General features: G+C 70.7%; 14 protein-coding genes and 1 tRNA gene. 8 read left to right on the top strand and 7 right to left on the bottom strand.

Annotation, left to right across the window (positions count from 1 at the left end):
* Positions 1 to 98: 98 nt before the first annotated feature.
* Positions 99 to 175: transfer RNA gene (locus FHU28_RS27165), tRNA-Ile, on the top strand.
* A 49-nt stretch (positions 176 to 224) separates the two neighbouring features.
* On the opposite strand, the gene FHU28_RS27160 is transcribed toward FHU28_RS27165, so the two are convergent.
* The 3 genes from FHU28_RS27160 to FHU28_RS27150 form a co-directional block, all read right to left on the bottom strand.
* Positions 225 to 1,061, bottom strand: a complete 837-nt coding sequence (locus FHU28_RS27160; protein ID WP_116507852.1) for an NAD(P)H-binding protein — start codon at positions 1,059 to 1,061, stop codon at positions 225 to 227.
* Positions 1,058 to 1,951 (bottom strand): NAD(P)H-binding protein, encoded by an 894-nt coding sequence (locus tag FHU28_RS27155; protein WP_184689957.1) that lies wholly within the window; start codon positions 1,949 to 1,951, stop codon positions 1,058 to 1,060. The genes FHU28_RS27160 and FHU28_RS27155 overlap by 4 nt, the downstream gene beginning before the upstream one ends.
* Positions 1,952 to 2,239: 288 nt before the next feature.
* The gene (locus FHU28_RS27150; RefSeq protein WP_184687349.1) at positions 2,240 to 2,518 is read right to left on the bottom strand and encodes a hypothetical protein; all 279 of its coding nucleotides are present in this window, start codon (positions 2,516 to 2,518) and stop codon (positions 2,240 to 2,242) included.
* Between the two features lie 1,369 nt (positions 2,519 to 3,887).
* Between FHU28_RS27150 and FHU28_RS27145 the strand changes: the two genes are divergently transcribed.
* The 3 genes from FHU28_RS27145 to FHU28_RS27135 are packed head-to-tail and all read left to right on the top strand — an operon-like array spanning position 3,888 to position 6,324.
* Entirely contained in the window at positions 3,888 to 4,229 is a 342-nt protein-coding gene (locus FHU28_RS27145) for a CU044_2847 family protein (protein ID WP_152037854.1), read from the top strand.
* Entirely contained in the window at positions 4,226 to 5,290 is a 1,065-nt protein-coding gene (locus FHU28_RS27140) for a S1 family peptidase (protein ID WP_184687347.1), read from the top strand. The genes FHU28_RS27145 and FHU28_RS27140 overlap by 4 nt, the downstream gene beginning before the upstream one ends.
* Positions 5,257 to 6,324 carry a hypothetical protein gene (locus tag FHU28_RS27135; RefSeq protein ID WP_152037853.1) on the top strand — a complete coding sequence of 356 codons (1,068 nt, stop codon included), beginning with the start codon at positions 5,257 to 5,259 and terminating at the stop codon, positions 6,322 to 6,324. The genes FHU28_RS27140 and FHU28_RS27135 overlap by 34 nt, the downstream gene beginning before the upstream one ends.
* A 51-nt stretch (positions 6,325 to 6,375) precedes the next feature.
* On the opposite strand, the gene FHU28_RS27130 is transcribed toward FHU28_RS27135, so the two are convergent.
* Complete coding sequence (locus FHU28_RS27130) at positions 6,376 to 7,167, bottom strand: AAC(3) family N-acetyltransferase (RefSeq protein ID WP_116507838.1); 792 nt, start codon at positions 7,165 to 7,167, stop codon at positions 6,376 to 6,378.
* A 108-nt stretch (positions 7,168 to 7,275) separates the two neighbouring features.
* On the opposite strand from FHU28_RS27130, the gene FHU28_RS27125 reads away from it, so the two are divergent.
* Together FHU28_RS27125 and FHU28_RS27120 are read left to right on the top strand one after the other, a co-directional pair.
* Positions 7,276 to 7,782 carry a SigE family RNA polymerase sigma factor gene (locus tag FHU28_RS27125; protein WP_184687345.1) on the top strand — a complete coding sequence of 169 codons (507 nt, stop codon included), beginning with the start codon at positions 7,276 to 7,278 and terminating at the stop codon, positions 7,780 to 7,782.
* Positions 7,779 to 8,369 carry a hypothetical protein gene (locus FHU28_RS27120; RefSeq protein WP_260413128.1) on the top strand — a complete coding sequence of 197 codons (591 nt, stop codon included), beginning with the start codon at positions 7,779 to 7,781 and terminating at the stop codon, positions 8,367 to 8,369. The genes FHU28_RS27125 and FHU28_RS27120 overlap by 4 nt, the downstream gene beginning before the upstream one ends.
* A 143-nt stretch (positions 8,370 to 8,512) precedes the next feature.
* Here FHU28_RS27120 and FHU28_RS27115 read toward each other — a convergent pair whose 3' ends face one another.
* Positions 8,513 to 8,947, bottom strand: a complete 435-nt coding sequence (locus FHU28_RS27115; RefSeq protein WP_184687343.1) for a hypothetical protein — start codon at positions 8,945 to 8,947, stop codon at positions 8,513 to 8,515.
* A 108-nt stretch (positions 8,948 to 9,055) separates the two neighbouring features.
* Here FHU28_RS27115 and FHU28_RS27110 point away from each other — a divergent pair, with 108 nt between their 5' ends.
* Positions 9,056 to 9,640, top strand: coding sequence for a GNAT family N-acetyltransferase (locus FHU28_RS27110; RefSeq protein ID WP_116507830.1), 585 nt, complete (start codon positions 9,056 to 9,058; stop codon positions 9,638 to 9,640).
* A 124-nt stretch (positions 9,641 to 9,764) separates the two neighbouring features.
* Here the strand turns inward: FHU28_RS27110 and FHU28_RS27105 are convergent, their stop codons facing one another.
* On the bottom strand, positions 9,765 to 10,232 hold the full coding sequence (locus FHU28_RS27105; protein WP_116507828.1) for an SRPBCC family protein: 468 nt from the start codon (positions 10,230 to 10,232) through the stop codon (positions 9,765 to 9,767).
* Between the two features lie 157 nt (positions 10,233 to 10,389).
* Here FHU28_RS27105 and FHU28_RS27100 point away from each other — a divergent pair, with 157 nt between their 5' ends.
* Positions 10,390 to 11,160, top strand: a complete 771-nt coding sequence (locus FHU28_RS27100) for a GNAT family N-acetyltransferase (RefSeq protein WP_184687341.1) — start codon at positions 10,390 to 10,392, stop codon at positions 11,158 to 11,160.
* A 23-nt stretch (positions 11,161 to 11,183) separates the two neighbouring features.
* Here FHU28_RS27100 and FHU28_RS27095 read toward each other — a convergent pair whose 3' ends face one another.
* On the bottom strand, positions 11,184 to 11,876 hold the full coding sequence (locus FHU28_RS27095; protein WP_370013352.1) for a hypothetical protein: 693 nt from the start codon (positions 11,874 to 11,876) through the stop codon (positions 11,184 to 11,186).
* Between the last annotated feature and the right edge of the window lie 20 nt (positions 11,877 to 11,896).

The following is an 11,896-nucleotide window of genomic DNA, read 5'->3' as shown; positions in this document are numbered from 1 at the left end:
TTATCCTCGCGTAGCCCATCGTGCTGTCGCGGTAGTCTTTCCGCCCGGCAGGTGGTGGTCCGCGAAACGATCGGCGGGTTACGATCCGGCGCGGTGACGGGGCGGTAGCTCAGCCGGTTAGAGCAGGGGACTCATAATCCCTCGGTCGCGGGTTCGAACCCCGCCCGCCCCACCAGCCGTTTTCCCAGCTCAGCCATGCTGCTGGCGACCCAGGCGAACCGCGGTTAAAGGAATTCGGCCGCGTGGTCGGTGGCCCATTGCGCGAATGTCCGTGCGGGTCGGCCGGTCAGGCGCGGGACGATGCCTGCCCACTCCTGGTTCGTCGGGGCAGGGTCACGCGCGGACTCCGCCCACATGGTGAAGATCCAGTCGACAAACTTCTCTGGATAGCCGTTGCCGATCCACTCGGCCCGGGCCGCGGCCGGATCGAGCTCCTCGAACCGCACCGTGGCACCGATCGCCGTGCCGATCGCGTGCACCTGCGCCACGGTGGTGAGCGCCTCGGGGCCGGCGAGGGTGTAGGTCCGGCCGGCGTGCCCGTCCTCGATGAGAACTGTCGCGGCGACCGCGGCGACGTCCGCCTCGTGGGTGGGTTGGGTGACCGCAGCCCCGTACGGGCGGCGAACCACCCGACCTTCCTTGATGGACGGGGCCCAGTCCAGCCAGTTCGCGGCAAACTCCCCGGGCCGGACGTGCGTCCACTCCAGACCAGAGTCCTCGACGGCACGTTCGACCGCCAGGTATCCGTCCTCGCTGTCGTCGGTGTCGGCGAGCGCCCCGGACAGCACGACGATGCGCCGCACGCCGGCCCGCTTCGCGACGGTAACTAACTCACGCGCTGTCCGTCCGACAGGGAACAGATACATTTTCTCGACGCCGTTCAGCGACGGCTCCAGCGACGGCGGATCCGTCAGGTCGCCGCCGACGACCTCTACCCCGTCCGGAAGGCTCGCCGCCGACGGCGTCCGCGTGAGTGCGCGGACCCGATGCCCGGTCTTCACCAGTTCGGCGACGACGTGTCGGCCCACCATGCCGGTGGCACCCGTGACCAGAATCGTCATCGCGTCGCCTCGGGCCGGAAGTCGGTGGCGTGATCGTTGGCCCACTGGGCGAACGTGCGCGGTGGCCGCCCCGTCACCCGCAGATAGGTGTCCGTCGGCGGCAACGCACCTGTTCCGTCAACCGCGTCGGCGAGCAGCGCGATCATCCAGTCGGCGGTCTCCTCATCGAAGCCGTCGCGCAGCCACTGCGTGCGCGCCTCGGCCGGATCGAGCTCCTCGAGCCGCACCTGCACGCCGATGGCGGCACCGATCGCGGTGACCTGCTCCGCCTGCGAGACCTTCACCGGGCCGGTGACGGTGTACGCGGCACCGACATGGTCGTCGGTCAGCAACGCCGCGACCGCCACGTCGGCCACGTCGGCCTCATGGACCACCGGATAGCCGGCCGACGCGTACGGTTCCCGCACCACCCGCTCGGTTCGGATCCGGTCGGCCCACCGCAGCGCATTGGCGGCCAACAACCCCGGCCGCACATGGGTCCACTCGGCACCCGAGGCCTCCACCAGCACTTCCAGCCCGCGGTGCGCCACCCACTCATCGGTCAGGTGCCGCCCGAGCGCGCCGTCGCCACCGGTTCCGGGTGTGAACCCGGCCGCCGCCGCGGAGTGCACGACGAACCGGGTGACGCCGGCCTTCAACGCCTCATCAACGAACCCATGGTCGGTCGCGGCGTACGCGAACGGGAACAGGTACACCGACTGCACTCCGTCCAGCACCGCTCGCCAGGTCCCGGGACGTTCGAAGTCTCCCTGGACCACCTCAGCCCTGTCCGGCAGCCGGTGCGTTTGCGGCTGGCGGGTCATCGCCCGCACCGTTCGTCCGGCCCGGACGAGCCCGGCCACCACCTGGCGACCCACGTTGCCGGTCGCTCCGGTTACTAGGATTGTCACGTTGCTCCTTCTCGAATACCTGGAGTGGGGCAATAGACCGCCGCCGCGATTCCACGGCCAATGGCGCGGCGGCGGTCACCACGCAGGCTAGGTCGAAATTCCGAAAGCCGCACATCGTACATCTGTACGAAGCCCGGGCTGCCGCAGTCCGGTCGCGCCGATGTTCCGGAGGTGCGAGCCCCACGCGGTGTGCTCCGCGAAACCCGGCGGAGGACACAGGCTCGACCGCGTCTGTCTAGTCCCACCACATGCTTGACGAATCCGTCCCAGCACATGCTTGACGTTTGGTCAGATTCCGTGGTCGGCCTTGCGGGTCCGTCTGTGCTTCCAGGCGTAGATGAAGGCTGCCAGGCCGATTACGGCGAGTGCACCGGCGATGGCTGTGTGGACGGCGAGTCTGTGTTCGGCTGCGGTGATGTCGGCGGCTTGCTTCTCCAGCATCTCGGGGGTGGGGTCCTGGTAGGGCATCGAGATCCCGGACAGATCCAGGAACGGCAGGCACGGCAGCAGGCACGAGGTGATGAGCAGGAGAACCCCGGCGGTCAGCGCCAGGCGGGCACGCGACATCGCGACAGGCTCTCACGGGGGTCGTCTTCTGCGTTGACCGCCTCATGCCGTGGTCCACCTTGCGGGGCCGGCTGGCTTTGAGGTTGCGGACGGGCTGGTCGGTGGTGCGGCATGGGACGGGCGCGAGGTGCCGTGGTTCATTCTGGTCATCGAGGGAGACGAGGCGCGCTTCGCTGCTAGAACCGCACCCGACCGGGTCGTTCGCGGGTTCTAGCTCTCGCCCGCCACACCAGTCGTTTCCTCGGCCTTGTCGAGAATCCGCCTCACGGCGGAGGTTCCTGGCGAGCCTTACCAGGAACTCGGCGGGTCGGTTCCGTCGCAAGGGACACCGATACCCAGCCGTACTTGTGCCGTCTGCCCCCGCGACTGAATGGTGAGCGGTAGGCAGGTTGGTCGCGCAACCCACGTGCCGCCGACGAAGGCCAGCCACTCAGGTCGGTCATCGACAGGTGCGCAGGCACGCACATGGGCGCTCACGGCTGGCACCACTGACGAGCCCCATCCGAGACGCGCCTTGTCCTCCCAGCCGGCTGCCACCCGAAGATCAACCACTGCGCCGCCGCGTACGACCAGCCCCCACTTGGCGAACAGCCGGGCTGCCGGGTCCGGTTCCCCCGATTCCTCTGCTTGAAGCACCGGCCGTGCAGGTACTGCAACGTCCTCTCCCACGAGCCGATAACCCGCCGGCGGCTCCTTGATCGCATCGATGGATACAGTGCACGACTCCTGTCCGGCGCTCACGTCAGTCGACGGGGACGCACTGGGGTCAGTGCCCAGAGACGCAGTTGGTGCGGCTGGTCTGGCCTCATCCTGGCTGGAACCGCTTGAGGACGTACAGGCTGCCGGCGCCGCCATCAGGCAGACGCTGAGCGGCCAGCACAACATGCGGCTGGTCCTACGCACGCGCGTCACCTCCTGAACGGCGAGGCTTTCGACGGTAAGGGCGCGACTCGTGAAGCGTCACCGTACCCGAAGGCGGGGTGCCTTCGATGCCGCCGAACGTGATCCCCTGAGCCCCTCGGCCGCGGGTGGATCAGCGCCGCTCAGCCGGTGTCAGCCGATCGGTGCCCTCTCGTCGGGAAAAGGTGGATGAATAGGCGTCCGGGTCGCCCATCCGGTCACCAGTCCTGTGCCGGTGCATATCCGATCCTCAACCCGAAGTCCTAAGTAGAGACCAGTAGTCGTGTTGCTGACAATCGAACCGGCCGAATGTCTGATCCTGGCATCAGCGCACGAACGCCAGGATCATTTCCAAGCCGGTTGAAAGATCCTCGCAAGTTGCGGGTGTGCTGCCGGTCGATCCCCGACGCATTGGCGCGTCGTCTGCATTGTCGCGATGCCCTCTTTTCCTTCCAGCTGAAGGAGTGCTGTGCCAGTTACCAGGCAATTTGCGGTGCATGGAGCGGATCCGGTTCTCGTTGAGGTCGAGGGCCAGGAGCTGGAGATCCATGGCGAAAACGCCGGCATCGGGCCGGTGGGCCGCAGTGCCCGCACCGAGCCGAGATCCTTCGACGAGTCACTTCGGAGCGTCCGCTCGGCGGCCATGGAGGCCATGCGTGTGTTTCGCGAGGACCTGGGGCCGAGCGAGGTCAAGCTCACCTTTGCCGTGAAGATGACGGCTGAGATGAACGCCGTCATCGCGAAGACCGCGTACGAAGGAAACTTCGGTGTCGAACTGGTCTGGCGACGGGAAGACTCCGCCCCGAAATGATCACCTCCTCTGAACCCTGGCGGCTGCGGATCCGGGCCACGACGAATGGTGGTGCTCCGTCGGAGGTGCTGGGAACCGCATTCGTCGTGGCGCCGGGCGTGGCCCTCACATGCGCTCACGTGGTCGAGGGTCGAGTCCGGTGTTGGGCGGAGGCGCCGGGGGGTTGGGGCTCGGGCCAGGTCTGTTCCGCGCGCTACGCGGTTCCGGGCTGGAGCCCGGGCCGGTACGACGGGACCGACGTGGCAGTCGTCGACGTTCCGGAGAGCTGGCCCGCGGCGCCGCTCGGGCCCAGTGAGCCGCCGCGGCCGGAGACGCCGCTCGACGCGCTCGGCTTTCCGGAACAGTATTCGTCGGCGGACGACCGCGGTCAGCGGACCCGGGTCCAGGTGATCGGGTCTGATGAGACCGGGAAGCTCATTCAGGTGAACGGTCTGCCCGGATTCGACGGCCAGATCCAGCGCGGATACAGCGGCGGCCCCATTGTCGACGTCACGTCCGGCCGCGTCGTCGGCATGATTTCGACCGCCGACATGGACAAGAGGCTGCGGATCTCGTGGATCATCCCGCTTGCCACGCTGGCCGAGGCCTGGCCGCCGTTGGCGGATCTGCTCCCGGAGCAGATCCGCGTCGACCCGGAATTCGTCGAGGCGATCGCTGCTCTCAACAACGGGGCGTACGCACGTGCCCTGGAGCGCTTCAACACCCTCGTGAACATGTATCCACGCGAGGTCGATGTCTACTACTACCGGGTGCTTGCCGCTCTCGGCGGCCGGCGCCCCGGCGGATACCGGTACGAGGTGATCCGGGCGATGGAGAATCTGCTGCAGATCGGCATTCAGATCGAGCCCGGCGACACGAGCAACCATTTGCGAGCCCTCTGGGCGCTGATCATCGAAGACTACTACGAAATCCGTGGCATTCCGACCGACCGCTTCAGGCTTCGCGACCTCCAGGCGGCGCTGTGGGGCGTCGGCAGTGATCGCGCCCGCGAAATCATCAACCACGTTCCTGCTGTCGAGTGCCCGACGTGGCAGGGGCTCAGCCGAAACCAGGGAATCTGATGCATCCTGAACAACGCGCAGAGCGAGCCGGCAAGTACTTCGCGCCCGAGCCGTCCACACCGGTAGCCCAGTACGTCAAGCTGGCATTCGGTGGCGGACTCCTGCTGATGGCCCTGGTGATGTTCGCCGTCGGTGACGCGGCGATCTGCCTGGGGTTCCTCTGCGGGGTCGGCGGCGCCGTGCTCGTCGTCCTGGGGCTCGTCGGGCTCCTGAACTACGCGGAGGCGCGCAGGCGCGCCTATCCCCGGGCGACCGATCAGGAGATGGACGCCTGGCTGTACGGGGCCGAGGAAGCTATCGCGCAGATGGGCTACCGGCGGCTGAACATCCACCCCACTGAGCTTGCCCAGGGCAGGCGGCCCTATCTCGTCTTCTACGGAATTCCCGAGCTGTTCTCGGTTCTTCCGTTCCACTGGAACAGGGGGCGGGACGGCAAACTCCGCTACTCCGCGTACAAAATCATGATCGTCTACATGTCGAACTGGCGCCTGCCGGTGTACGAGTGCGTGCTCGACATCGCCACCGGGGCCACGATCCGCGACTCCACGAAGGAGTACGCGCTCGGCAACGTGGACGGGATGGAGACGTCCGCGGACCGGGTGAGCGTGTTCAACGAGCAGTGGAAACCCGGCTCCGACGGCAACAGCGGTGGGGTCTTCACAGGAGCCATCGGCAACGGGCCGAACATGGGTGCACAGTTCGGGCACTACACACAGCGCCAGATCATCAAACTGCTCGTCTCCGGCCGGGTGGCTGTCGACCTCTGGCTGGGGATCGCGCCCAACGAGGCGATGGTCATCCAGGGTGTGACCGAGCCGTCGTCGGTGGACGCCATGATCTCCCAGCTTCGCGAGCACTTGCGAGAGCACAGCGGCGCCGCCTATCCCGACGGGAACGCGGCGTTGAGCGGACCCGCTGTCCCGTCGGGTGCGGACCCGACCGCTCTCCTGATGCCACCGCCGTCCGAAGGTCACACGACCGAGCCGATCCGGCAGCGTCCCCCGGGGGAGGAAAACGAACAACGCCACTCGTGAGTCGAGCGCTCCGTCCGTCGTGTGATGCCGGGCGGCGGACGGAGCCGGCGGTCAGCCCGTGCGGTTCGCGGCCATCCAGGCGGTCGCGAAATCGACCAGCGCGCGTTGGGACATCAGGCGGGCGGTCGCGCTTCCGATGCGGCCGACCGCCGCACCGCCGGTGGCCTCGAAGTCGGCGCCCAGCCGGTCGAAGTCGTCCTCGTCGGTGACGACATCGGTCCACGCGGTCCACCGGCTCGTCCCGTCCGGCAGCCGTACCGCCGAGCCCGTCACCGCCCGCGGCGGCGACGCCTGCCGCCATTCCGCCAGGTGCAGCGAGGTGTTGGAGCTGTGTTCGCAGCCGAGCAGCAGCACCTTGCCGTCGAGCCGGTAGACCGCGCCCAGCGGTGAGTGCTCGCCCAGCGCGTCGTCGAGGCGGTGTCCGTCCACGACGTCGGCGGCGTGCGCGCCGAGCGCGGCGAAGGACACCTGCGGATGATCGCTGCGGCGGGCGCCCGGCCAGGTGCGTACCGTCTCGGCGACGGCGCCCATCCACCGGCTCGGCGTGCGCGCCGGGTCGAAGCCGGGCGTCTGCTCGCGGATGACGGGCCACCACGCCTCCGGTACGGGCGGATGCCGCCACCCGGCCGGATCCGTGTTCTCGCGCGTTTGCGTCGGGACGACGAGGGTGCCCTCCGGACCGAGCGCCTCCAGCAGCGCCAGCACCACCGCGTGGGTGCCCCCGGCGACGAAGCCAAGGCTTCGGTACGACGAGTGCAGCAGCAGGACGTCACCGGAGGTGACGCCGAGCGCGCGCAGGTCGTACGCGATCGAGGTGACTGTGTGCGGTGCGGCCTGGTCCACGCGGCGCAGTGTAGGCGGAACCCTTGAGCAGCATGCTCGCCGATTTCGGGATAGCGGCGGCTTCCCCGCGCGTCTGTCACTGGTGAAAGAGGAGAAGAGGGTGGTGCGGTGGAAGAGGACGAGCGGGCGGTGCTGGCCGAATTCGTGGCGAGCCGGGCGCCGGCGCTGATACGGGTCGCCTACCTGCTCACCGGTGACCGCAGCAGTGCCGAGGACCTGTTCCAGTCGGCGCTGTCGAAGATCATTCCGAAGTGGCGGACCATCCGGCACGCCGACCCGGAGGGCTACCTCCGCGCCGTCATGTACCGGGAGCAGGTGAGCTGGTGGCGACGGTTCCGCCGCCGCCGGGAGTCGCCGGTCGGCGGGCACGAGCCGGTGGTGGCCGACCCCGCCGGAGGTACGGACCTCCGGCTGGCGCTGCGGGCGGCGCTGTGGCAACTGCCACCGGCGCAGCGCACCGTCGTGGTCCTGCGCTACTACGAGGATCTGCCGGAGGCCCAGGTCGCCGAACTGCTGGGCTGCTCGGTCGGGACGGTGCGCAGCCGGACCCACCGCGCGGTCACCCGACTGCGTCAGATCCTGCCGGACAGCGAGCTTCTGGAGATGCAGCGATGAGTGATCCGTTCGAAGGTCTGCTCCGCTCCACCCTCACCGACATCGCCGAGGAGGCACCGACTGTGCGGGACTCATTGACCAGGGCGGAACGACGCGCGCGTAGCCGTCGACGCAACACGGTGGCGGCAGGCGCGGCGGGCGTCCTCGCGGTGCTCGTGATCAGCGCGCCGTTCGCATACGCCGGCCGGAGCGACGACGCCGTGATCTCACCGCAGCCGGGATCGAGCGTCCCGCAGCCGGGCCGGAGCGAGCCCGTCGATCCGCCGCCGGGCGTGCCGTCGCCGGTCCCGGTCGGCCCGGAGGACCCGAGCAATCCGGCCGCGCCGTCGCCGGTCCCGGTCGGCCCTGAAAACCCGACCAATCCGGCCGCGCCGTCGCCGGTCCCGGTCGGCCCTGAAAACCCGACCAATCCGGCCGCGCCGTCGCCCGTCCCGGTCAGCCCGGAGGACCCGACCAGGCCGGACAGCGCGCTTCCGGCTCCGCCGGCCGCGTCGTCGCCGGTCCCGATCGGTCCGCAGGACCCGAGCAATCCGGGCGTACGGCCCGACGCCGCCGTCGTCCCGTCACCGAGCCCGAAGCGGCGCTGATCGACGCGCCCCTCCGGACCGGCGCGAGGCTGGGCCCGCCCCGACGACGGCGGGTCCAGCCCGTCCGCGCCCGCCCCGGCAGCGGGCCCACATCCGGTATGCGGTGCCGCGCCGGCCCGGGGCCGACCGGATCCCGGACGATGTCACGCCCACGGCGGGGGATGCCGGTTGACATAGTCGCGGGCGCGGGCGAGTGGGTCACCGAAGTACTGGTGCGGCGTGCGGTGATGCTGGGCCCGGCAGAACGTGGCGAGGTCGCCCGTGATCGCGATCCGGTCCAGTGGGCGCCGCTCGAACTCCTGGTTGGCGGCGAGCAGGTCCGCCTCCGGGTTCCATCCGGCGTGGTCGAACGCCCAGTCCGCCCAGGTCGCGTACACGTGGAAGACCTGGCGCTGACCCGCGAACCGCAACCCCGCGAGGCCGATCGGGCGGTCCGGATAGGTGTCCCGGCACACCCAGGCCAGGATGTGGCAGGCCCCGGCTGCGAAGAACGGCTGGTCCGCGCGATTCCAGGCGAGTCGCTGATCGGCCCGTTCCCCTGGCGTACGCCGGAAGGCGCCCGCTGCCGTCACTGCCACCGGCGCACCCTAGCCGGGCGGCTGGCCCCTCGCGACACTCGCAACGGAGGGTTGCTGACGATCTGAACCGGATTGACACGCGGGGTGGTTCGCGGGGGAGAGTCGGGCATGCGATTCCCGGTGTCCACACCGCCCGCCGTTCCCGCCGGCACGCTCACCACCGGCCCGCAGCCGACGTTGCCCGCCGAGGGCGGCCTGGTCCTGCGCCCCTGGGCGGACGGGGACGCGCCCGCCGTCCTGGCCGCGTACCAGGATCCGGAGATCCGCCGCTGGCACACCCGCCGGCCCGCGTCGCCGGAGCAGGTCCTCCAGTGGTTCGCCCACCTCCGTCGTTCCTGGCAGGAGGAGACGGGCGCGAGCTGGGCGGTGACGCGCGACGGCGCGGTGGTGGGCCGCATGGTGCTGGGCGGCTTCAACCTCGACGACGGCGAGGCCGGGTGCGCGTACTGGGTGGTTCCGGCCGCCCGTGGCGCGGGCGTGGCCTCCGGCGCGTTGCGGGCGGTGAGCGCGTGGGCGCTCGGCGACGGCCGGCTGCACCGGCTCTGGCTGGACCACTCGACCGGCAACGTCGCGTCGTGCCGGGTGGCGGTCAAGGCCGGGTTCCGGCTGGAGGGCACGAAGCGCAGCGCGGCGGTGCACGACGACGGGCGGCACGACATGCACCTGCACGCCCGCGTCCGCGGGGACGCCTGACGGCCCCCAGCGTGTGCCGGGACGAGGAGAGCGCGCCGAGCAGCACCGTCGCGCCCCTCCCGCTGCCCGGTCACCGCCGGCGGCTGCCCGCAAAAACCGCCGCCAACCCCGGCGTCCGCCGAGGTCAGCCGCCCGGTTCGAGGTACGCGGCCAGGTGCGCCAGCGAGGACGCGATGCCCTCCTCGTGTGCCGTCTGGTCGATGCCCGGCGGTACGCCGGTGGCGGTGACTGTCACCTCGGTGCCGTCGCCGGCCGCCGCGAGGTGCCAGGTCATGGTCATGGTGCCCGCGTACGCCGGGTCGTCGGCCTGGAACACCGCCGTCTGCGTCACCCGGCGCGCCGGTACGAGTTCGGCGAACCCGACGTCCACCACGTCGGTGGCGTCCGACGTCTTGCCCGGGCTGCCCGCCGGGTCGAGGTAGGTGAGCACCATCCGGAACCCGCCACCGGGCCGGGGATCCCACCGCTCGATCCGCCCGCGCATCCCGTCCGGCGGCAGCCACGCCTCCAGGGCGGCCCGGTCGACGAGCGCGCCGTACACCGCTGCCGGAGTGGCGGCGATCGTCCTGCTGCCCCGATCGATCCTGCTCACCCCCCAACCCTAGGCCCGCGCCCACCCGCTCGCGGGCGCACTCGTCGATCTTGGAGTTGTGGTGGTTGACGAATGTCGCCGAGTAGGGCGATTCAGGCGCCACAACTCCAAGGTCGACGGGGAGCGGGACCGGGGTGCGCCCGGTACGCTGCCGCGAATGCCGGTACGACCGCACCCCGACGCCCCTGACGACTCGCTGCTGTTCGGTGCCGACGACGCGCCGCTGGCCCGGATGCGGCTTCGGGATGACGACGGCACGCGGGTCGCGGCCGACGTCCGGCCGCTGCCCAAGGCGCCGCTCACCCGGCTCGTCGCGCAGGTACGGCATGACCTCGCCGGGCATCGGCTGGAGACGCCGGACGAGGCGCTGGCGGCGGCGCTGGTGGCCGACGGGCTGGAGCTGAGCCGGGCCGCCACTGACATGCGGCACGACCTGACCGACGTGCCCGAGCCGGTGGCGCTGCCGGACGGCTGGTCGCTCGGCGCCCCCGGCTGGGACGACGACCTCGCCACAGGGCTGGACGCGGCGTACGGCCCGGACCACCCGGACGGCCGCTGGCAGCCCAGCGACACCGAACAGGTGCGGGCGATGTTCGACACCGGTGAGCCGGTGCCGCCACTGGTGCCCGCCTCGGCCCGGCTGATCGACCCGGACGGCCGCAGCGCCGGGCACGTGCTGTGTGCCGGACCGGTGCCGTGGACCGACGACGACTGCGTCTGGATCCTCAACCTCGGCGTCGCGCCCCGCGCGCAGCGCCGCGGGTTCGGCCGGGCGCTGCTCGTCCACGCGTTGCGTGGCGCGCGGGAGGCGGGACTGCCGTCCGTCGGCCTGTCGGTGGTCGACGGCAACCCGGCCCGCCGCATGTACGACGCGGCCGGCTTCCGCACTCTCACCCGGGTGCTCACGGTCCGGATCCCCGACGCGTAGCCCGCCGACCGGGCGGTAAACGTTCAGGCGCCGGTGAGCAGAGGGTGGTGCTCGGACCAGAGCCAGCGCAGGTAGTCGCGTAGCCGTTCCGGGGTGGCGATCCACCCCTGGCCGGGATAGCGGAGCAGCCGGCTGACCTCGCCGGCCACCAGGTCGTACCCGGCCGCGCCGGTCTCCGGCACCGGGGCGTCCGGTGCGACGGCCACGGGCAGCGGAACCATCGGGATCCGCAGGCCGGCGTCGTCGCAGGCCCGCAGCACTGTGAGATAGACCCGGACCAGGTGGTACGGCGAGACGACGAGCGCGACGCTGCCGATGCCCAGCGCCCGCACCTGCTCCACGACCCAGGTGGCCTGCCGGCCGGTGCCGGTGACCGGCTCGGCCTGGAGCACGACCCCGTCGACCCGGCGCAGGCCGAGCCCGCGCAGCCGGTCCAGTGTGAGCGGGCGGTAGGTCCGCTCGGCCGAGTCGGTGTTCGCCACCAGCAGGTGCCGCAGCGCCGGGCCGGTCTCCCAGGCGCGGATCGCGTCGGTGAGACGCCAGTCCTCGCCCTGGCCGGTGGCCACCACCAGCGCGTCCACCCGCTCGGCGGCCCGGTGGGGGAGCGTGAGGACCATCGTGACCGCCTCCAGCACCGCCAAGAGCCGGTCGGCGGGGACGTCCGCGAACGCCTCGGCCGGCACGAGCCGCGGCAGCGGGCGGGACACACTCGTCACGCCCGCGATCTTGCCACCAT

The organism is Micromonospora echinospora, assembly GCF_014203425.1.
Lineage (GTDB): Bacteria > Actinomycetota > Actinomycetes > Mycobacteriales > Micromonosporaceae > Micromonospora > Micromonospora echinospora_A.
Note: the sequence above shows the minus strand (reverse complement) of the source record. Positions and strands in the feature narration are given on the sequence as shown.

Excerpts from the sequence above, each read along its gene's own strand:
- FHU28_RS27160 (WP_116507852.1), bottom strand. The coding sequence starts at position 1,061 with ATGACGATTCTGGTCACGGGTGCCACCGGCATGGTGGGCCGACACGTC.
- FHU28_RS27150 (WP_184687349.1), bottom strand. The coding sequence starts at position 2,518 with ATGTCGCGTGCCCGCCTGGCGCTGACCGCCGGGGTTCTCCTGCTCATC.
- FHU28_RS27140 (WP_184687347.1), top strand. The coding sequence starts at position 4,226 with ATGATCACCTCCTCTGAACCCTGGCGGCTGCGGATCCGGGCCACGACG.
- FHU28_RS27120 (WP_260413128.1), top strand. The coding sequence starts at position 7,779 with ATGAGTGATCCGTTCGAAGGTCTGCTCCGCTCCACCCTCACCGACATC.
- FHU28_RS27110 (WP_116507830.1), top strand. The coding sequence starts at position 9,056 with ATGCGATTCCCGGTGTCCACACCGCCCGCCGTTCCCGCCGGCACGCTC.
- FHU28_RS27100 (WP_184687341.1), top strand. The coding sequence starts at position 10,390 with ATGCCGGTACGACCGCACCCCGACGCCCCTGACGACTCGCTGCTGTTC.